General features: G+C 66.4%; 18 protein-coding genes. 10 read left to right on the top strand and 8 right to left on the bottom strand.

Going from position 1 to position 18,898, the window contains the following annotated elements:
• Nucleotides 1-11 precede the first annotated feature (11 nt).
• Both QM841_RS00980 and QM841_RS00975 read left to right on the top strand, forming a co-directional pair.
• Nucleotides 12-1,400: an MFS transporter gene (locus QM841_RS00980; RefSeq protein WP_283330592.1), complete on the top strand. Its 1,389-nt coding sequence runs from the start codon at nucleotides 12-14 to the stop codon at nucleotides 1,398-1,400.
• Nucleotides 1,397-2,149 (top strand): 3-hydroxybutyrate dehydrogenase, encoded by a 753-nt coding sequence (locus tag QM841_RS00975; protein WP_283330591.1) that lies wholly within the window; start codon nucleotides 1,397-1,399, stop codon nucleotides 2,147-2,149. Before QM841_RS00980 ends, QM841_RS00975 begins: the two co-directional genes overlap by 4 nt.
• Nucleotides 2,150-2,221: 72 nt before the next feature.
• Here the strand turns inward: QM841_RS00975 and purD are convergent, their stop codons facing one another.
• Nucleotides 2,222-3,475 (bottom strand): phosphoribosylamine--glycine ligase, encoded by a 1,254-nt coding sequence (gene purD / locus QM841_RS00970; RefSeq protein ID WP_283330590.1) that lies wholly within the window; start codon nucleotides 3,473-3,475, stop codon nucleotides 2,222-2,224.
• Nucleotides 3,476-3,613: 138 nt separating this feature from the next.
• Between purD and QM841_RS00965 the strand changes: the two genes are divergently transcribed.
• A complete protein-coding gene (locus QM841_RS00965) occupies nucleotides 3,614-4,159 on the top strand; it encodes a serine hydrolase (protein WP_283330589.1) in 546 nt (181 codons plus the stop codon).
• Nucleotides 4,156-4,629: an ArsR/SmtB family transcription factor gene (locus QM841_RS00960; RefSeq protein WP_283330588.1), complete on the top strand. Its 474-nt coding sequence runs from the start codon at nucleotides 4,156-4,158 to the stop codon at nucleotides 4,627-4,629. Before QM841_RS00965 ends, QM841_RS00960 begins: the two co-directional genes overlap by 4 nt.
• Before the next feature lie 7 nt (nucleotides 4,630-4,636).
• Here the strand turns inward: QM841_RS00960 and QM841_RS00955 are convergent, their stop codons facing one another.
• Nucleotides 4,637-6,571 carry an oxidoreductase gene (locus tag QM841_RS00955; protein WP_283330587.1) on the bottom strand — a complete coding sequence of 645 codons (1,935 nt, stop codon included), beginning with the start codon at nucleotides 6,569-6,571 and terminating at the stop codon, nucleotides 4,637-4,639.
• A gap of 109 nt (nucleotides 6,572-6,680) precedes the next feature.
• On the opposite strand from QM841_RS00955, the gene QM841_RS00950 reads away from it, so the two are divergent.
• The 6 genes from QM841_RS00950 (at nucleotide 6,681) to QM841_RS00925 (ending at nucleotide 13,004) form a co-directional block, all read left to right on the top strand.
• Nucleotides 6,681-7,376 carry an alpha/beta fold hydrolase gene (locus tag QM841_RS00950; RefSeq protein ID WP_283330586.1) on the top strand — a complete coding sequence of 232 codons (696 nt, stop codon included), beginning with the start codon at nucleotides 6,681-6,683 and terminating at the stop codon, nucleotides 7,374-7,376.
• A 79-nt stretch (nucleotides 7,377-7,455) separates the two neighbouring features.
• Nucleotides 7,456-8,493, top strand: coding sequence for an ABC transporter substrate-binding protein (locus QM841_RS00945; RefSeq protein WP_280778796.1), 1,038 nt, complete (start codon nucleotides 7,456-7,458; stop codon nucleotides 8,491-8,493).
• Nucleotides 8,490-9,269, top strand: coding sequence for an SDR family NAD(P)-dependent oxidoreductase (locus QM841_RS00940; RefSeq protein WP_280778798.1), 780 nt, complete (start codon nucleotides 8,490-8,492; stop codon nucleotides 9,267-9,269). Before QM841_RS00945 ends, QM841_RS00940 begins: the two co-directional genes overlap by 4 nt.
• Nucleotides 9,270-9,330: 61 nt before the next feature.
• Complete coding sequence (locus QM841_RS00935) at nucleotides 9,331-10,494, top strand: ABC transporter ATP-binding protein (RefSeq protein WP_283330585.1); 1,164 nt, start codon at nucleotides 9,331-9,333, stop codon at nucleotides 10,492-10,494.
• On the top strand, nucleotides 10,494-12,194 hold the full coding sequence (locus QM841_RS00930) for an ABC transporter permease (protein WP_105412882.1): 1,701 nt from the start codon (nucleotides 10,494-10,496) through the stop codon (nucleotides 12,192-12,194). The genes QM841_RS00935 and QM841_RS00930 overlap by 1 nt, the downstream gene beginning before the upstream one ends.
• 45 nt (nucleotides 12,195-12,239) lie before the next feature.
• Nucleotides 12,240-13,004 (top strand): SDR family NAD(P)-dependent oxidoreductase, encoded by a 765-nt coding sequence (locus QM841_RS00925; RefSeq protein WP_280778801.1) that lies wholly within the window; start codon nucleotides 12,240-12,242, stop codon nucleotides 13,002-13,004.
• Between the two features lie 67 nt (nucleotides 13,005-13,071).
• On the opposite strand, the gene QM841_RS00920 is transcribed toward QM841_RS00925, so the two are convergent.
• The 6 genes from QM841_RS00920 to QM841_RS00895 all read right to left on the bottom strand — a co-directional run bounded on the left by QM841_RS00920 (nucleotide 13,072) and on the right by QM841_RS00895 (nucleotide 18,886).
• Complete coding sequence (locus QM841_RS00920) at nucleotides 13,072-14,103, bottom strand: NADP-dependent oxidoreductase (RefSeq protein ID WP_283330584.1); 1,032 nt, start codon at nucleotides 14,101-14,103, stop codon at nucleotides 13,072-13,074.
• Between the two features lie 16 nt (nucleotides 14,104-14,119).
• Nucleotides 14,120-15,121 carry an MBL fold metallo-hydrolase gene (locus QM841_RS00915; protein WP_283330957.1) on the bottom strand — a complete coding sequence of 334 codons (1,002 nt, stop codon included), beginning with the start codon at nucleotides 15,119-15,121 and terminating at the stop codon, nucleotides 14,120-14,122.
• Nucleotides 15,122-15,132: 11 nt separating this feature from the next.
• On the bottom strand, nucleotides 15,133-15,468 hold the full coding sequence (locus QM841_RS00910) for an EthD family reductase (protein WP_280778804.1): 336 nt from the start codon (nucleotides 15,466-15,468) through the stop codon (nucleotides 15,133-15,135).
• Between the two features lie 75 nt (nucleotides 15,469-15,543).
• Nucleotides 15,544-16,152 carry a TetR/AcrR family transcriptional regulator gene (locus tag QM841_RS00905; RefSeq protein ID WP_280779172.1) on the bottom strand — a complete coding sequence of 203 codons (609 nt, stop codon included), beginning with the start codon at nucleotides 16,150-16,152 and terminating at the stop codon, nucleotides 15,544-15,546.
• Nucleotides 16,153-16,235: 83 nt separating this feature from the next.
• Nucleotides 16,236-17,744, bottom strand: coding sequence for a class I adenylate-forming enzyme family protein (locus QM841_RS00900; RefSeq protein ID WP_280778805.1), 1,509 nt, complete (start codon nucleotides 17,742-17,744; stop codon nucleotides 16,236-16,238).
• A gap of 74 nt (nucleotides 17,745-17,818) precedes the next feature.
• The gene (locus QM841_RS00895; RefSeq protein ID WP_283330583.1) at nucleotides 17,819-18,886 is read right to left on the bottom strand and encodes an NAD(P)-dependent alcohol dehydrogenase; all 1,068 of its coding nucleotides are present in this window, start codon (nucleotides 18,884-18,886) and stop codon (nucleotides 17,819-17,821) included.
• Nucleotides 18,887-18,898 lie beyond the last annotated feature (12 nt).

Genomic DNA, 18,898 nt, shown 5'->3' with positions numbered 1-18,898 from the left:
AGGAGCGACAGATGAGCGTCGACGAAACAGCGCACGCGAAGGAAGCCCCGCCGTCCGGGCTGAAGAAGGTGGTCGGCGCATCCATGGCCGGCACCGTCGTCGAATGGTACGAGTTCTTCCTCTACGGGACCGCGGCGACGCTCGTGTTCAGCAAGGTCTTCTTCGCGGCCGGGGACAACGAACTCGACGCGATCATCGCGGCGTTCGTCACGTACGCCGTCGGCTTCGTCGCCCGGCCCCTCGGCGGCATCGTCTTCGGTCACTTCGGCGACAAGTTCGGCCGCAAGCAACTGCTCCAGTTCAGCCTCCTCCTCGTCGGCGCGGCCACGTTCCTGATGGGCTGCCTGCCCACGTACGGCCAGATCGGGTACTGGGCCCCGGCCCTGCTCGTCACCCTCCGCTTCATCCAGGGATTCGCCGTCGGCGGCGAGTGGGGTGGCGCGGTGCTGCTGGTGGCCGAGCACAGCCCGAACAAGTCCCGCGGCTTCTGGTCGTCGTGGCCGCAGGCCGGCGTGCCTGCCGGCAACCTCGTCGCGACCGTCGTCCTGCTGATCCTGACGACGACGCTGTCCGATGCGGCGTTCCTCAGCTGGGGCTGGCGCGTGGCGTTCTGGCTGTCGGCCGTGATCGTCCTCGTCGGCTACTACATCCGCACGAAGGTCACGGACGCCCCGATCTTCATCCAGGCGCAGAAGGAAGCGGAGCACATCAAGGAGACGGCCTTCAGCGTCTTCGAGGTGCTCAGGCGCTACCCCCGCGGCGTGCTGACGGCGATGGGCCTGCGTTTCGGTGAGAACGTCATGTACTACCTGGTGGTCACGTTCTCGATCACCTACCTCAAGGTGGTCGTCCACACGGACACCGCGCAGATCCTCTGGTGGATGCTGATCGCGCATGCCGTGCACTTCGCGGTGATCCCGCTCGTCGGGCGACTCTCCGACACCATCGGCCGGCGCCCCGTCTACATGATCGGCGCGGTGACCGCGGGCACGTGGGGCTTCTTCGCCTTCCCGATGATGAACAGCGGGCACAACGCCGTCATCCTCGGAGCGATCATCATCGGCCTGGTGTTCCACGCCTTCATGTACGCCGGTCAGCCGGCAATCATGGCCGAGATGTTCCCGACGCGCATGCGGTATTCGGGTGTCTCCCTCGGCTACCAGGTGACGTCGATCGTGGCCGGTTCGCTGGCGCCGATCATCGCGGCCAGCCTGCTCAGCAAATACGACTCGTCCGTTCCGATTGCGATCTACCTGGCGATCGCGTGCCTCGTCACCGTCGTCGCCGTGATCGTCGCCCGGGAGACCAAGGGCATCTCGCTCGAATCGATCGACGAGGCGGACGCCCAGATCCTGGCGGACGAGAAGGCCGCCGGCGCGAAGAACGGGGTCCCCGCATGACCGAGCAGAACCTGACCGGACGCACCGCGCTCGTCACCGGCGGCGCCAGCGGAATCGGCGCAGCCTGCGCCCGGACGCTCGCCGCACGCGGAGCCCACGTCACGGTCGCCGACCTCGACGACGTGGCCGCCAAGAGCCTCGCCGACGAAATCGACGGAACCGCGTGGCACGTCGATCTCCTCGACACCGAACCGCTCACCGAGCTGCGGCTGGAGACCGACATCCTCGTCAACAACGCCGGGATCCAAACCATCAGTCCCATCGAGGAATTCCGCCCCGAGGACTTCCGGCGCATCCAGACGCTGATGGTCGAGGCACCGTTCCTGCTGATCCGTGCCGCCCTGCCGCACATGTATTCCACGGGATTCGGGCGCATCGTCAACGTGTCGTCCGTGCACGGGCTCCGCGCATCGGCGTTCAAGGCCGCATACGTCACCGCCAAGCACGGACTCGAGGGACTGTCGAAGGTGACGGCGCTCGAGGGCGGCCCGCACGGCGTCACCAGCAACTGCGTCAATCCCGGCTACGTGCTGACACCGTTGGTGCAGAAGCAGATCGCGGATCAGGCACAGGTGCACGGCATCAGCGAGTCCGACGTGATCGAGAAGGTGATGCTCACCGAGAGCGCGATCAAGCGACTGGTCGAACCGGCGGAGGTGGCGTCCCTCGTCGCGTGGCTTGCGTCCGCCGACGCAGGCATGGTCACCGGCGCCTCCTACACGATCGACGGAGGATGGACCGCCCGGTGACGTGACGACAAAGGCGTGCACCCCCGGATGTTCCGGGGGTGCACGCCTCTCAGTCGTGGGAGTGCCTCGACCTCAGGGAATGGCGATGCGTCCCTCGACAGCGGCCAGTCCGATGTCCTTGCGGAAGTGGCTTCCCGGCAGCTTGATCGCGGAGATCTTGGAGTACGCATCCGCGCGCGCCGCGTCGAGGTCCGCTCCGACTCCGACCACGCTGAGCACGCGTCCGCCGGCGGAGACCACCTGATCGTCGACGAGCTTGGTGCCTGCGTGCAGGACGCCGTCACCGTCGGCGCCGGTGATCACGTCGCCGGTGCGCGGGGTGGCCGGGTAGTGCTCGGCCGCGACCACGACGGTCACCGCCGAGCCGTCCTGCCATTCGAGTGGCGCGACCTGATCGAGCGTTCCGGTGGCGGCCGCGTTCAGCAGTTCGCCGAGCGGGCTCTTCAGCAGCGCGAGTACCGCCTGCGTCTCGGGGTCGCCGAAGCGGCAGTTGAACTCGACCACGGCGGGGCCGTCCTTGCCGATCGCCAGCCCGGCGTACAGCAGGCCGCTGAAGGCGCTGCCCCGGGCGACGAGCTCGGCCGCGACCGGCTTCACGACGTCGTCGACGATCTGCGTCACGGTCTGCTCGGGCAGCCACGGCAGCGGCGTGTACGCGCCCATGCCGCCGGTGTTGGGTCCGGTGTCGCCGTCGCCGACGCGCTTGTGGTCCTGGGCAGGCAGCAACGGCACGACGGTCTCGCCGTCCACGACGCAGAACAGCGACACCTCGGGACCGTCGAGGAAGGATTCGAGGAGAACGGGGTGCCCGTTCTCGAGCAGTTCGGCCGCGTGATCGCGGGCGGCGTCCCGATCGGTGGTGACCACGACACCCTTGCCTGCCGCGAGGCCGTCGTCCTTGACCACCCAGTTGGGCCCGAAGCGGTCGAGTGCCTCGTCCAGCTTGGCGGGCGAGTCGACGATCTCGCTGTGCGCGGTCTTCACACCGGCGGCGGCCATGACGTCCTTGGCGAACGCCTTGGAACCCTCGATGCGCGCGGCGTCGGCCGACGGGCCGAAGCAGGCGATGCCTGCCGCGCGGACGGCGTCCGCGACACCCAGCACCAGCGGGACCTCGGGACCCACCACGACGAGGTCGGCGTCGAGCTTCTTCGCGAGGGCGGCCACCGCCTCCCCGGACGCGATGTCGACGGGGTGCTGCTCGGCGATCTTGCCGATCCCGGCGTTGCCGGGCGCGCACATCAGGGCATTGACACCCGGATCGCGAGCGAGGGCGAGAAGGAGGGCATGTTCACGGGCTCCGGAGCCGATAACGAGTACGCGCACGGGTGTCAGCCTACGGGCCGCGCCGAACGGGACGTTCGGAGCGTGCGGTCTCGACAGTCCTACCGGTTCGCGTTACCGTACTTCTAGAATTCCGTAATTCCGAATTATCAAATTTCCACAGGTGAAGGGATCTTCTCGATGACGAGGAAGCTGGGCACGGTCACAGCAGCAGTCGTCGGCTCCCACCCCGACGACGTCGCCTTCGTCGTCGACGACGGTCGCGGCCGAACGGTCGAGCACCGCGCCGGCGACACCGTTCCGCTGGCGTCCGCGATCAAGGTGGTGCACCTGGCCACCTACGCCCGGGCCGTCGCGCCGGGTGAACTCGACCCGGCCGAGCCGGTACCGCTGCCCGAGTGGAAACGCTGGTACCTCCCGAACACCGACGGCGGCGCCCACCCGAAGGCTCTGCAGCGGCTCGGTGTCACCGAACCCGACGACACCGTCACGCTCGAGCAGATGGTGACCGCGATGATCCAGGAGAGCGACAACGCCGTCCCCGACTATCTACGCGACCGACTCGGCGACGCCGCCCTCGCCGACGCCGCACGCCGAACACTCGAATGGCAGCCCGCCCCGCCCGGGCTGGACGGGCTGGGTTTCAAGGGCGGCAACCTTCCCGGGGTGGTCACCGAGGCGATGACCGATCCCGACACGATGTCGCAGCTAAGTTGTGCCGTGTGAACGACGAGTACGACGCCCGGCTCGCCGACCTCGAGGCGCGCGTCCACGCCCTCGAATCGGCCCGGACCGCCGAAACCCCCACACCCGACGTCGGCGAGAGCATCGGGCAGATCGGATATCAGGGCACCGTCGACCTGGGCGGCGAGATCCAGTGGACGATCCGCTACGACGCCGGCGCCACCCTCGACCTGTCCCCCACCGCCGTGTCGAACGTGCTCGCCGCGCTGGGACATCCGACCCGCCTCGAGATCGTCCGCACCCTGCTGCGCGGTCCCGCCGGCGCGGCAGAGTTGCAGACCGCGGTCGGGCTGTCCTCGCCCGGTCAGCTCTACCACCACCTGCGCGTCCTCGGCGGGGCACGCATCGTCGAGCAGGAGTCGAGGAACCACTACCGCATCGCGGCGGCGAAGGTGGTGCCGTTGCTGGTCATCACCCTCGCCGCCGCGGATGTCGGGGAACACCCCCTGTGAGTACTTGTTAACCGCCCGCGGTTAATAAGTACTCACGGGCGACAGCACGGGCTTCGGAGACGGCGTGCGCGACTTTGCGCGGTACGAGCGCGTCGCCGATGATGTGCACGCGTGCGCTTTCCGGTGCGAGTTGCGACCAGTCGCGCGGGCGCCGCTCACCGGCCACGACCACCCGGTCGACGTCGAGGCGCGTCCTCTCCCCCGACAGCGTGTTCTCGAACTCGACCGAGCCGTCGGAGACCGCGACGAGCGACGACAGCACGCGCACGTCGACCGGTTCCCCCGACAGCCGACGCAGGTACTGCACCCGGCCCTCCGCGGGAAGACCCGACGCGAAGGCCGCGGCGGGCGTCAGGACCGTGACGTGGTCGGCACCCGCGGCGAGCGCCGCTTCGACCGTGCTCGCTGCGGGCCAGAGCCCGAATCCGTCGTCGACCACCACGACGTGGCCGGCGCCGCGAAGAGCTCCTCCCCCATCGAGCAACGCCTGAGAGGTGAGCATGGACGACGTTCCCGCCAATTCCTGGGGAAGTTCTTCCACGGCACCGACGGCCAGGACTACGTCATCGAAGTCCGCCAGGTCGTCGGCATTGACGTGGTGCGCCAGACGGATTGCCACCTTCGGCATGTTGTCGGAGTAGTAGTCGAGGAGGCGACGCCAGCCGCTGCGATGCGGCGCGTCTGCCGCTGTCGCAAGCTGGCCTCCGATTCGCTCTCGTTGTTCGAAGAGTGTGACGTCGTGGTCGGGTCCGAGCCGCATCGCGCACTCGAGCCCGGCGGGGCCTGCACCGACGACGGCGATCCGTCTCCGCACTCTCGACCCGCGCGTGGGCCCCAGCGTCAGCGGGTACGCGGGACGTGCGGAATGACCCGGCGGCGCGAGGTCGGGATTGACCGAGCACAGTAGGACGGGGTCGAACGCTCGGCAGTCCTCGTTGCAGGACACGCACGGGCGGATCGACGCCTCGCGGCCGGTCAGTATCTTCCGCGGGAAGTTCGGGTCGGCGATCAGCGGTCGTGCCACACCGACGAGGTCGGCTCCCGATTGCAATGCAGTGTCGATGGACGCACCGGTCCGGAACGACTGCGACACCAGCAGCGGGGTCACTGCGGCGGCGCGTAATTGTCCGACCGAACCGAGCAGCGGCGGGTCGGTTACGGCCATGTCCCGGACGTAGGTGGTGCGTACGCCGACCGTGACGTTGACGTAGTCGAAATCGGAGAGGTGCGGTAGTAGGTCGCAGAGACCGTCCATGCTCAGACCTGCCTCGTCGCCGCCGTCGGAAGAGACGCGGACTCCGAGTACGACACCGGGGCAGGCGTCGCGGACCGCGGAGGCGATGCGGTCGAGGATCCGCACACGCTGAGCACCCGTCGCAGCGTCTCGGCCGAGGTTAGTGTTCGGCGAGAGGAATTGCGCAAGTAGATATCCGTGGGCTGCATGCAGTTCGACGACCGGGAAGCCGGCCGACCACGCGTGGACCGCGGATGTGCGGAATGCGTCGACGACCGCGTCGACGTCGGCGCCCGAGAGGGCGCGCGGTCGCGTCGGTTCGCGGGGCGAGCGGACAGCGGACGGCGCGACGGGGTGACTCCACATCTCGGCGCCCAGAGTTTCGCGTCCGAGGTGCACCAGCTGGCAGGCCGCGATGGCTCCTTCCTCGGTGATCGCCCGCGCCCGAGCCTCCAGGCCCGCGAGGACTTCAGGACGCCAGGCCTCGGTGATGTTGCCGTTGCGGTTGGTCGAACCGGGCGACACCACCGTGCCGCCGACGATGAGCATTGCGGCACCGCCGGCCGCGCAGCGTCGCCAGTAGTCGTCGTCGCCGCGTGAGGGGAGGCCGCCGGCGACGGCACCCGACGCGTGCGGCGTACCGACGAGCCGGTTTGCCAACCGAAGTGAACCGAGCTGCAGCGGCCGCGCTGCACGTGGAGTCGTCACACGGACCTCCTAAGTGAACTGGATTCACTTCACATTATCAGGTGATTGACATCACAAGGCGACTTCCTTAGATTCAAACTGATATCAGTTCAATTTAGCGAGGAGCAACATGTCGTTCGTTCTCGTCCACGGCGCAGGAATGGGCGCCTCGTGCTGGGCGCCTCTCCTCCCCTTGCTCGAAGGTGACACTCTCGCAGTCGATCTCCCGGGACGGGGACGGCGGCACTCCGTCGACCCGCGGTCCGTCACCCTCGACGACTGCGCCGCCGCAGTCATCGGCGACGTGGAGGCGGCGAACCTCGAGGACGTCGTCCTCGTCGCACACTCTTTCGCGGGAGTGACGGCCCCTCGGGTCATGCAGGCACTCGCACACCGACTACGGCACGTGGTCTTCCTGTCCGCCGTCGTCCCGCCCGACGGGACGCGAGTGATCGATCAGATCGATCCGGACGTCCGCGCCGCGGTGGAAGCCTCGATAGAAGATGGTGTGTACCGCCAGGATCCGATGGGCGCCGCCGCGATGCTCTGCAACGACATGGACGCGGAACAGACCGACTGGATGATCGCCCAGTTGGTCGACGATTGCGGCGCGCTACTCACGGAGTCCGTCGACCTGTCCGGTCTCCGCGCCGATATACCCCGTACATACGTACGTTTGACCAAGGACACCTGCTATCCACCCGAACTCCAGGAAAGATCTGCTGCCCTCGTCGGCGGCGACACCGCATTCCTCGAATCCGGCCACATGGCCATGGTCACGATTCCCGATCGCGTTGCCGCGCTGCTCAACGGTCTCGCGCCGTAGGCCTCATCCGACTCCTCCATCCGTCACCGAATACACGGGTTCGCATTCGGCGAACCGATACCGGAAGGGCTTTCATGCCATGAGAAGTATGCCGATAAAGCTGATGGCCGTCGCAGTGGTCGCCGCTTTCGCCTCCGCCGCTTGTGGATCCGGCGGTTCCGGTTCCACCGGTCCCGTGTCCGGCACGTGGGACGACGTCGTCGCCGCAGCCAAGGGCGAAGGCAGTGTCCTGCTGTACTCGAGCCAGAACCCCGCCAATCTCGAAGCTCTCAAAGTGGCGTTCGAGCAGGAGTATCCCGAGATCTCCCTCGAATACGTCCGGGGCACCGACGCCGACATCAACCCGAAGGTCGAGGTCGAGAATCAGACGAAACGGGGAACGGCTGATGTGCACATGATGACCGACGCCGCCTGGATCGAGACTGCCGCCGAGTCGGGCACCTACTCGACCGATCTCGTCGGCCCGGCATTCGATGCGCCGGAGTACGAACCGCAGAAGAGCATCATTTCCGACAAGTTCTTCCTGACCAGCGCGGCGGTGTTCGCTCTCGGCTGGAACACGACAGCACTTCCGGGAGGTCTGCAGAAGCCGGCAGACCTCCTCGACCCGGCGTTGAAGGGCAAGATCGGAATCGTCAACCCGTCCGGTATCGCCTCGTACGTCGACTTCTACCGATTCTTCGAGAAGAACTTCGGCGCCGACTACCTCCAGAAGCTCGCGGAGCTGAAGCCGCGGATCTACCCGAGTTCACTGGGGGTCGCGCAGGCCTTGACCTCGGGCGAGATCGTCGCAACCCCGGTAGTGCAACCGCTTGTGCGAGAGAAGGAATCGGGAGCACCGGTGGACTGGGCACTGCCCTCGCCCCCGTGGGGAACCCCGTGGTTCACGCACGCACTGTCCGCGGCGCCGCACCCGAATGCCGCACAGGTGCTGGCGAACTTCATGGTCACCCCCGCCGGCCAGAAGGCGTTGTCACTCGGTTACGCGAGCGCACTCCCCGGCATCGAAGGAAGCGTCGCACAGGCGCAGGACATCGCGCTGCCCAACCCGTCCGACCTGACACCCGAATCGCTCACCGAGTACCAGTCCGATTGGGAAAAGAGATTCATCCAGTGACGACCGACGACGCGCGACTGCGCGACACCTGCGCTCTCGTCACCGGTGCTGCACGAGGGATAGGTGCCGCGACCGCAGAACTCTTCCACGCCCACGGCGCCACGGTCTACCTGGGCGACGTCGACGACGAGGTGGGTGAACGTGTCGCGGCGAAAATCGGTGCGCGAGCGCACTACCGGCACCTCGACGTCACCGACGAATCTCAGTGGACGCGCGTCACCACCGAGATGGCGGATCGCGGGCATCCGATGCGTGTTCTCGTCAACTCCGCGGGCGCCGCATCCAAAGCGTCCATCATGCAGACGTCGCTCGCCGACCTACGACGCATGATCGACCTCAACCTTGTGGGGACTTTCCTCGGCCTGCAGGCCGCAGGCGCCGCCATGACCACGGGCGGATCCGTCGTCAACCTGTCCTCGCTGCGTGGCGTCCTCGCGACGGCCGAGCTCGGTGCATACGGCGCGTCGAAGTTCGGCGTTCGCGCCCTGACCCGAGTCGCGGCGTTGGAGTTCGCGGAATCGAATATCCGGGTCAACGCCGTGTGCCCGGGCAGCATTGAAACGGCAATTACCGCCGGCGCCGACTTCGCCGACGACGACATGGACGCGTATGTGAAAAGCATTCCGCTGCAACGCCGAGGTCTACCGCTCGAGGTGGCGAAGGCCATCCTGTTCCTCGCGTGCGAGGACAGCAGTTACATCACGGGCTCCGATCTCATGATCGACGGCGGAACCTCCGCGGGCGCCAGGACTCCGAAGCGCCCGACGCAGTCATGAGATGAACTGACTTCACTTTATTTTTCCTCGACAAACCACTCGCAACCAAGCAGGTGCCAAGGTGACATCACAATTCAGGGTTTCCAACCTGACCAAGACCTTCGGGTCCAACACCATCGTCGATCAACTCGACCTCGACATTCAGGACGGTGAATTTCTCGTCCTACTCGGCCCCAGCGGTTGCGGGAAGACGACGACCCTACGATGCATCGCCGGTCTCGAGACACCCGAGGGCGGGTCGATCACGTTCAAGGACCACACCGTCTTCGATGCGCCGACCCGCATCAACGTTCCGGCCTACAAGCGCAACATCGGCATGGTCTTCCAGTCCTACGCGCTGTGGCCCAACATGACAGTGCGAGAAAACATCCGGTACCCCTTGAAGGTTCGACGGATGAAGAGCGCCATCGCCGCCGGACAGGTCGAGACCGCCGCAGACATGGTCGATTGCGGAGCCCTGCTCGACCGGTATCCGTCCCAGCTCAGCGGTGGACAGCAACAGCGAGTCGCCGTGGCCCGCGGCCTGGTCGCCCAACCCGACCTGGTGCTGTTCGACGAGCCCCTGAGCAATCTCGACGCACGGCTGCGCGATCAGGTGCGGTCCCAGATTCATCAACTACACCAACGACTGGGCTTCACTGCCGTATTCGTCACCCACGATCAGGCCGAGGCATTTGCGCTCGGTGACCGACTCGCCATCATGAAGGCGGGCAAGATCGAACAGTACGACACCCCGGAGCGGGTCTACCAGACCCCGTCCTCCGACTATGTCGCCGCGTTCATCGGGATGGCGAACCGGCTCGAACTCGTCCGCCGGCACGAGGGGTGGACCACGCGAGCGGGGGCTCCCGTCGATCTCGACGCGGCGGGCGTCCAGGGCGACTACATCAGCGGCGATACGGCTGTGGGACGACTCCGGCCCGAAGACCTCGCACTTCATCATTCACTCGACGAGGTCCGTGCGGGTGACGTCGGCTTCGTCGGCGAACTCGTCACCTCCGAGTACGGAGGCCGCTATTTCGACGTGACGGTCGATGCCGGAGGCGAGCAGTTGTTCGTCCGCGCGGACGCGGAACGACACGGACGCTGGTTGCGTGCTGCCACCATCGGATCTCCTCTGGTGGTGAGCTTCTCGCCCACCAAGCTGCGAGTGTTTCCGCACCCGGACGGTCACGTGGATCTCCAGGTTCCCGTGCTCGCCCAGGCCGCCCGATCGGAGGCGTGATGGCTACGGTTGCGGTGAGTCGCGGCGCACGTCCGTTCGTCGTCAGTACGGTGTGGCGTACCCGACTCGGGTACGGCGCACTGCTGGCGGTTCTGGCGTATCTCGTCGTGCTCCCGCTCTTCCGCTTGCAGTCGCTGGCGTTCGAGGACGGCGGTCGCGGATATCAAGCCCAGTACGGCCGATACGACATCGGTCAGACCATCCGGACCACGATCGCCCTCGCTGTCTCGTCGCTCGCCATCGCCATGGTCCTCGGAACGATCCTTGCGTTCGCGGCGACCAGGCTGCCACGCCGGCTGAGCTTCCTCAGGATCGTCCCCATCCTCCCCATCGTGATGCCCGCGGTGGCCAACGTGGTCGGGTGGGCGTTCCTCCTCTCCCCCGGCCCCGGGTACCTGAACGCGCTCCTGCGGAAACTCCCCTGGTGGAACCACGTCGACTCCGGACCCATCGATGTCTACAGCACACCGTGGATCATCATTCTCACGGGCTTCGGACTCACGTCCTTCGTCTACCTCTTCGTCAGCGCGGGAATGCAGAACATCAGTTCCGAGCACCTCGAGGCAGCACAGATCAGCGGTTCGTCGACGCTCGGCGTGTTCTTTCGTGTAGTGCTCCCGCTGCTTCGCCCCTCCCTGGTTTACGGCGGTGGCATCGCGCTGCTTCTCGGATTGGGCCAGTTCACCGGACCACTCCTGTTGGGACAGAACACCGGCGTGAAGGTTCTCACCACCGAAATGTATCGGCGGGTGTCCGAGTCACCGGCGGACTTCGCCGCTGCAGCCGCGGCGGGCTCGCCGCTCGTCATCTTCGGCGTCGTCGTCGTGCTGGCGCAGAAGATGCTTCTCGGCAATCAGTCACGCTTCGTCACGCACGGCGGAAAGGCATTCGCACCGAACACCGGACGCTCGGCGTGGGCCGCCGTGTGCATCTCCGCGTATGCGATGCTCGCACTCGTCGTTCCGCTGATCGGACTCGCCATCGTGGCCGTGTCTCCCTATTGGTCGGAGACACTGTCCTGGAATCTCTTCACACTCGACAACTTCCGGGCGCTGTTCCGGACGGCGAGCATCGTCGACTCGGTGTACACGAGTCTCCTCACCTCCGTGGTGGCGGTCGCCGTCTGCGTGCCGATCGGTTACCTCACCGCCACGCTGCTCGTACGAGGCCGCAAACACAGAGTCCTGGGAACCATCGGTGACATCATCACCGCTCTCCCCCTGGGTATTCCAGCGGTGATCTTCGGCGTCGGGTTCCTGCTCACGTACACCCAGCCTCCGCTGATCCTCTACGGGACCAAAGCGGTCATCATCCTCGTCTACATCGTGCTGATGGTGCCCTTCTCCACCCGGATGCAAATGACGGCGATGCTGTCGCTCGGAGAGACCTACGCCGAGGCGTCGGCAACGAGCGGCGCGAGCCCGTTCGTCACCAATGTGCGGGTGATTCTGCCGCTGATGAGACCGACCGTGCTCAGTTCCGTCGCCTTGATGTTCATCCTGCTGACCCACGAGTTCGCCGCCTCACTGCTCGTCCGTGCCGCCACGACACAGGTGATGGGGACGCTGCTGTTCGACCTGTGGGAGAACGGCTCCTACCCGCTGGTGGCCGCGATGGCTCTTCTCATGACCGCGGTAACCAGCATCGGTGTCGTGGTCGCGATGCTCGTCGGTGGCCGAAACGTGTTGAGCAACCTCTGATATCGACCTTCCCTGCCCGAGCCGAACAAGTGACAAGGAGTCCAGATGACTGTCGGCCCTGACCGACTTCGCGACAAGGTCGTCCTACTGACGGGTGCGACCGGTGGTATCGGCGCGGAGATCGTCCGAAGGCTCGCCGAAGAGGGCGCTCACGTCGTCCTGACCGATCTCGGGAAATCGGTCTGCCAGGACTTGCTCGATACCCTCACCCAGCCCGAGCGACATGCGGCGCTCGCCCTCGACGTCTCCTCCGAGGAACAGTGGGAAGACGTCGTGGCAGCAACCGAGAGCACGTTCGGCGCGCTGCACGCCTTGGTCAACAACGCTGCCATCGGCAGCGTCGCCACAGTCGACGAGGAAACCCGATCACAATGGGACCGGGTGATCGGGGTCGGCCAGACCGGCACGTGGCTGGGTATGAAACACGCCGGGCCGCTGATCGAGCGGAGCGGCGGCGGTTCCATCGTGAACATGTGCTCGATACTGGGAACGGTGGGCGGCCTGGGCAACAGCGTTGCCTACGCAGCCGCCAAAGGCGCAGTCCGCACGATGACCAAGAACGCTGCCCTGCACTGGGCGAAAGCGGGGGTGCGCGTCAACTCTCTGCACCCGGGATTCATCGGTACGCCCCCACTACTCGAGCGCTGGGAGGGCAGCGAGCGTCACCGCGAGATGCTGGCCGGCACCCCGATGGGTCGTCTCGGGCGGGGTGAGGAGATTGCGGCCGTCGTCGCCTTCCTGGCCGGTGACGACTCCACCTTCGTCACCGGCTCGGAGATCTACGCCGACGGTGGGTGGACGGCGGCCTGAGCTGCGCAGACGAACATGGCCTCCGCGTGATGCGGAGGCCATGTTCGTCGGTGTAGCCGTCGGAGCATCAGCGTAGGCGGCACAGCGTCTTTCCCACGGTGCGGCCGTGCAGCATCGCGACGATGGCGTCCGGCGCCGACCCGAGGCCGTCGAACACGGTCTCCTCGACTACGAGGCGACCGTCGCGGAGGTAGCTCCCGACCTCGGCCCGCATGTCGCCGAGCAGATGGTCGTACGCTCCAGCCCGGAAACCCTGCACCGTCAGGTTCTTCGCGACGATCTGAAAGAGATTGCCCGGACTCGGTGCCGCCGTGTCCGCGTCATAGGAGGCGACGGCGCCCGCCATGGCCACCCGGCCGCCTGGCCGGAGGTGATACAGGGCGGCCTCGAGGTGCGCTCCTCCCACGTTGTCGAAATACAGGTCGATGCCGTCGGGTGCCGCGCTTGCGAGCGCTCCGGCCAGGTCCGGGCTGTGGTAGTCGAATGCGGCATCGAGTTTCAGTTCGTCCAGCAGGAACCTGACCTTCTCGCCGGAACCGGTACTGCCGACCACGTAGTGACCTCTGAGTTTTGCAATCTGCGCGGCGAGGCTGCCGACCGCACCCGCGGCCGACGAAATCCACACGGCGTCTCCGCTCGTGAGTCCACCGATGCACTGCAATCCCACGTACGCCGTGAGCCCGGAACTGCCCAGCGCTCCGAGATAGGATTGCGGCGGGTGCACGCTCGTGTCGAGGCGTGTCACGCCGCCTGCCCCGGCCAAGGTTTCGCTGCCCTGCCGGACCACCGCGAACTCGCGAAAACCCTTGATGTGCAGAACCGTGTCGCCCTTCTCGAAGCCGGGGTCACGGGACTCGAGTACCTCGCCGACAGCCAACCCGGTCAGTGTCTCCCCGATGCGGAACGGTGGGAGGTAGCCCGCGGGGCCGGTGGGGCCGAGACGCATCCTGACAGACGGGTCGATCGACGACCACGAGTTGCGCACGAGAATGTCACCGGGCGCCAGTTCTTCCGGAACCGTCACCACGTCGAGGTGGAAATCCGACGGCCGGACCTTCCCCCGGGGATGGTGCGCCAGTTTCAGCTCATGACTCTGCATGGGAATCCTTCCGCACTCAGACGACGGAGAAGACGTCGCGGTCGTCTCGTCTTCGGACTGTGAGCCGGCCGCGATCGACCAACGTGTCGAGGTGGGCGAGGGTCTCACAGGTCGCGATCATTTGATTGAACGGGTCGAGGGTGGAGAACGGCCTCTCGCGACGGGTCCACGTGACCGCGCCTGCGACGGCAATCGCGGTCGCGGGCCCGAGCGAGACCAGCGCATCGCGCATGGCTATGAAGCGCCGGTCGTGATGCGCGAGAAGTTCCTCGACGCGCAGGTGCACGCTCGGTGTCGGATCTCCGTGCGCCGGGAGCAGTTGCGAGTCGGGGCGTTCGAGCATACGGGTCAGCGACTCGAGGTAGCGCCCCAACGGCAGATCCCAGTCGCCGAGTTCGAAGCCGATCGACGGTGTGATCGTGGGCAGGACGTGGTCGCCACTGAAGAGCACCCCTTGCTCTTCGTCGTGAAAGACCATGTGCCCCTTTGTGTGGCCGGGCGTGTGCACCACGTCGAGTGTGCGCCGTCCGATCCGGACCGGACCTGCGGTGAGCCAGTGGTCGGGCTGTTCCCAGTCCGAGGGGTGGAACGGCTCCGCGGCGGTCAGAACCTCGACCGTGTCCGCAAGGAGGGTGGCACCGGCGCGGCGGAGTTCGTGCAGCGAATCCGTCGGCACGTTACTGCCGAGTGCACTGACGGCTGCCAATCCGTCAGCCTCGGCGATCCCGAGGTGGACGCGGGAGCCGTGACGGCGGCGGAGTTCGATCGCGAACGTGTAGTGATCGCGGTGCACGTGGGTGACATAGATGTCGTGAATCTGCTCGGTGCTGTGCCCGATCCGAAGCAGTGCGCGCTCCATCTCGTCGAAGGTCGTGTCGACTCGCCAGCCACCGTCGATGAGGGCCAGTCCCTCCTCGGTCTCGAGGGCGTAGACGTTCACTGCTCCGAGGCCGTCGCCAGGCATCTGGAGGGGCACTCGGTGCACACCGGGCGCCACCTCGAAGCAGCCCGGTTCCATCCAGTGCGCCCTCATGATTCACCGCTGCCCACTTCGACCATCGTTTTCTCCTCCCCCATGACGAGGATGCGCTTTCCACGCATCTGGCCGACGTTGTCCACTGCGGCTTGCCATTCCGGGCTGGCGAGTGCGGCATCGAGGTCCTCGCGGGAGTCGAAGCTCAGAATCGAGACGCCGTCCCATTCCCGGGACCGGTCGTCCATGGCGTCGAGCACCTCGGTGTGCTGCCAGCGCCGCAGGCCCGGCAGCGGGTAGGTCACGTCGGCATGTTCACCGCGCCACCACTCGATGAACTGCTCATGGCTCCAGTCGTGCGGACGAGCGGCCAAGACGATCAAGTTGTACATCATCACTCCATAACTGACCTGAATTTAGTTCAAATATCGAGAGTAAGAAAAACCACCCCTCCGCACACGCCCGCGTCACGCGCGGACGATGCGCAGGGTGGCGTCGCGAACGTGCTGGTTGAGCTGGTCGAGGGTCATGTCCCCGCCCGGTCGATACCACCGCCACACACTGACGACGAGACCGAGAATCAGCCGGGCCATCAATCGTGGATCACTGTCGGCGAATACGCCCGCACCCATCCCCCGCGCAATGAGAAGAGACCACTCTTCTTCGATCGAGTTCACCAGCGCGCGCGAGGTCTGACGCTCGGCCTCTTCCTTCTCCGATTGGCGGGGAGTGGCGAGCAGATCCATGTGGCTTTGGAGGATGCGCCGCTGAAGGGCGTCCCGCGGGGTCGCTTCCAGAGCGCTGGTGACGGCGGCACTCAACGCCTCGACCGGGTCGTCGATGCCCTCGATCGCGGCGGTGAATCGCTCGAGCGACTGCGCCAGTTCGAGACGCATGATGGTCAGCAGGCAGTGACCCTTCGACTCGAAATAGTGATAGAGCGCCGTCTGGCCGATGCCCACCTCGTCGGCAATCGACGCCCACTTCGTGTGCTCGAAGCCGACCTCCCCGAAGCGTTCGATCGCGGCCGTCAGAATGAGCCCGCGCTTCGAACGCGGACCATCGCGGAGCGTCATGGCTTCTACGGACACGGGTCCCCCATCCATCTGTTTGTTCGGGTCGGTACCTCAGAGACTACCTGAACTGAGGTGAAGTCGGGTCAATATGAGTGGCTGTCGGTACCCGCGAGCAGGCGTGTTGCAAGATCTACCGCATCCGGTCGAGACAGCTTCCCCACCCGATTCTGCGGCAGATCGTCGATCGTGAAGACGAACTCCGGCCACTTGAACTTCGGGAACTCGATGTCTCCGAGATATGCGACGACCTCGTCGAGGGTGATCGGATCGCCGGTACTCACGACCAGGGCCGCGGCACGTTCACCGAGTAGCTCGTCCGGAACGGGGACCACACACACCTGGGACACGGTCGGGATGCGTGCGATCGCGGCCTCGACCTCGTTGATGTCGATGTTGCGGCCCCCGCGAATGATGATCTGCTTCTGGCGCCCCATGACCCGGATGCTGCCGTCTTCGGCGACTTCGACGAGGTCGCCGGTGGGCAGGAATCCGTCCGCGGTGAGTTCCGGGGGTGCGGGAACCCCTGCCCGTGCATAGCCGACGAAGAGGGAAGGCCCCTTGACCTGGGCATCGCCCACGCGGCCCGGTGGCAGAGTAGCGCCGTGTGCGTCGACCGCCCGGACGACGGTCCCGGGGAAGGGACGACCGTCCCGCCCCAGGCGAACGTCCGGTTCGTCCGCGGGCAGCGGGGTCGTGTGCCCGAGACACTCGGACATACCGAACACACGCAGGAATGTGGTGCCGAGGGTCTGCTCGGCGCGGCCGAGCGCGCCGGCATCCATGGGACCGCCGCCGACGGTCATTGCGCGCAGCGACGTCAGCGCTCCCGCAGCGTCCGGCGCGACGGCCAGCTGAAGCGCCATGGTCGGGACGAGCATCGTCCACGCGACCCGGTGTTCCCGGACGATCTGGAGGGCGGTCGCAGGCTTCCAGCCGTCCATGCAGACCATCGGCGCGGCCAGCACGGCGGGGAGATAGAGCCCGAAGCAGAATGCCGCTACCGACGACAGTGGCACGAACGCCGCGACAGGATCTCCGGGTTCGAGGCCGACCGCCTCGATCGTGCACCGGCAGGCGTACCGGATTGCAGATTCGGACTGCACCACGCACTTGGGATGTCCGGTCGACCCGGACGTCATCGCGATCGCGATCCCGCCGTTCCACCGCTCGATGTCGCTGACCGGTGATCGCGACCAGCGCATCACCCAGCCTGCCGTCGCGACCGCCTCCTCGCAGAACCGGTCCTCCGGTACACCCCAGTGCGAGAGCGACTGCCGGTCGGCGATCACCACGTCGGGTGCGATGTCGTTCAGGGCCACGGCGAACTCCGACGGGGTGGCATGTCGGCTGAACACCGCGATCAGGCCGCCGCGCAGTCCGACGGCGATGGCCGCGGCGAGTGTGCGCCACGTGTTGTCAGCCTGCACCAGCACCGTCGGTGAGCCACCCGTCGCGGCGTCCAGCTGGGCGGCGAGCCCGGTTGCCGCCGCGACAACCTCCGCCACCGTGTGCTCCCCCGTTGCATCGACGACTGCGATGTCATCCGGAGAATTCGCTGCGCGAGCAACGAATTCGCGTGCCAGCTCCCACATTCCGCCGACCTTTCATTGAAGTGAACTAGTTTCATTATTGACTACAACGCGCACCGCACCCAGCTTTTCGTCCGTTACGGGATCACGACGGCCCTCCCGGTGATCTCGCCGCGTCGCAACTTCGAATACACGTCGAGAACGTCGTCCAACGGGTACGCGGTCGCTTCGACGGCCAGCAGGCCTCGGTTCGCGAGGTCGACCACGGCCTCGAGGTCTGCTCGCGTTCCCCAGAACGGCGCAGTCACCTGCCACCCCGTCGCGAGTCCCACGTCTTTGCCCACCGTGAGCCGACCGCCGGCGCTGCCGACGGTGACCAGTCGGCCGCCGGGGGCGAGCAACTGCGCCGCCGATTCCATCGTGTCCGGCGCTCCCACGAAATCGAAGACCACATCAGCGCAGTGACGCCGGGCGACACCGGACCGAGAGGCCGCAACCTCCGCGATGTCCGACACCGCCACGTCCGCCCCCAGCCGACGCGCGAGGTCGCGCGAACTCTCACGCGGATCGACCGCGATGATCGTTCCCGCGCCCAGTGCGCGAAGAACCTGGATCGCGATGTGGCCCAGTCCCCCGACACCGACCACCACGGAAACGGAGTCGGCGTCGACGAGATCACGGTTGGTACGGATTGCGTGATAGGCCGTCAGGGCGGCATCGGCGAGTGGGGCGGCGCTCTCGGGGGCGAGCCCGTGGGTACGGACCAGGCACCGCTCCGATGGAACGATCATGGTGTCGGCCAGACCGCCGTCATGGCCGATGCCGTTGCCGATCGCGGTGAGACGGCCGTCCTCGCGTGCGCTCAGTTCGAAGCAATAGTTCTCACGGTTTCGGCGGCAGTTGCGGCATTGCCCGCACGACCAGACACCATGGACGACGACGGACTCGCCGATCCAGGACGTGTCCGCCGACGGGCCCGCACCGACGACGGTTCCCGCTACCTCGTGCCCGAGCGTGAACGGGAGGGGATAGTCGAATACTCCCGCGGGTGCGTCCATCACGTGCAGATCGGATCTGCACAGCCCGGCGGCCTCGACTCGGAGGAGCAGCTGATGCCCCTGTGGTTCGGGAACCGGGATGCGCACAACCCGTGCACCGTCGCCCCAGCCGGTCAGGCGTACTGCGCGCATTGTCGGAACTGCCATGAGTGTCACCTT

Source organism: Rhodococcus sp. IEGM 1307 (assembly GCF_030056915.1).
Classification (GTDB): Bacteria; Actinomycetota; Actinomycetes; order Mycobacteriales; family Mycobacteriaceae; genus Rhodococcus_F; species Rhodococcus_F opacus_D.
This window is presented reverse-complemented; position numbering and strand designations above follow the sequence as displayed.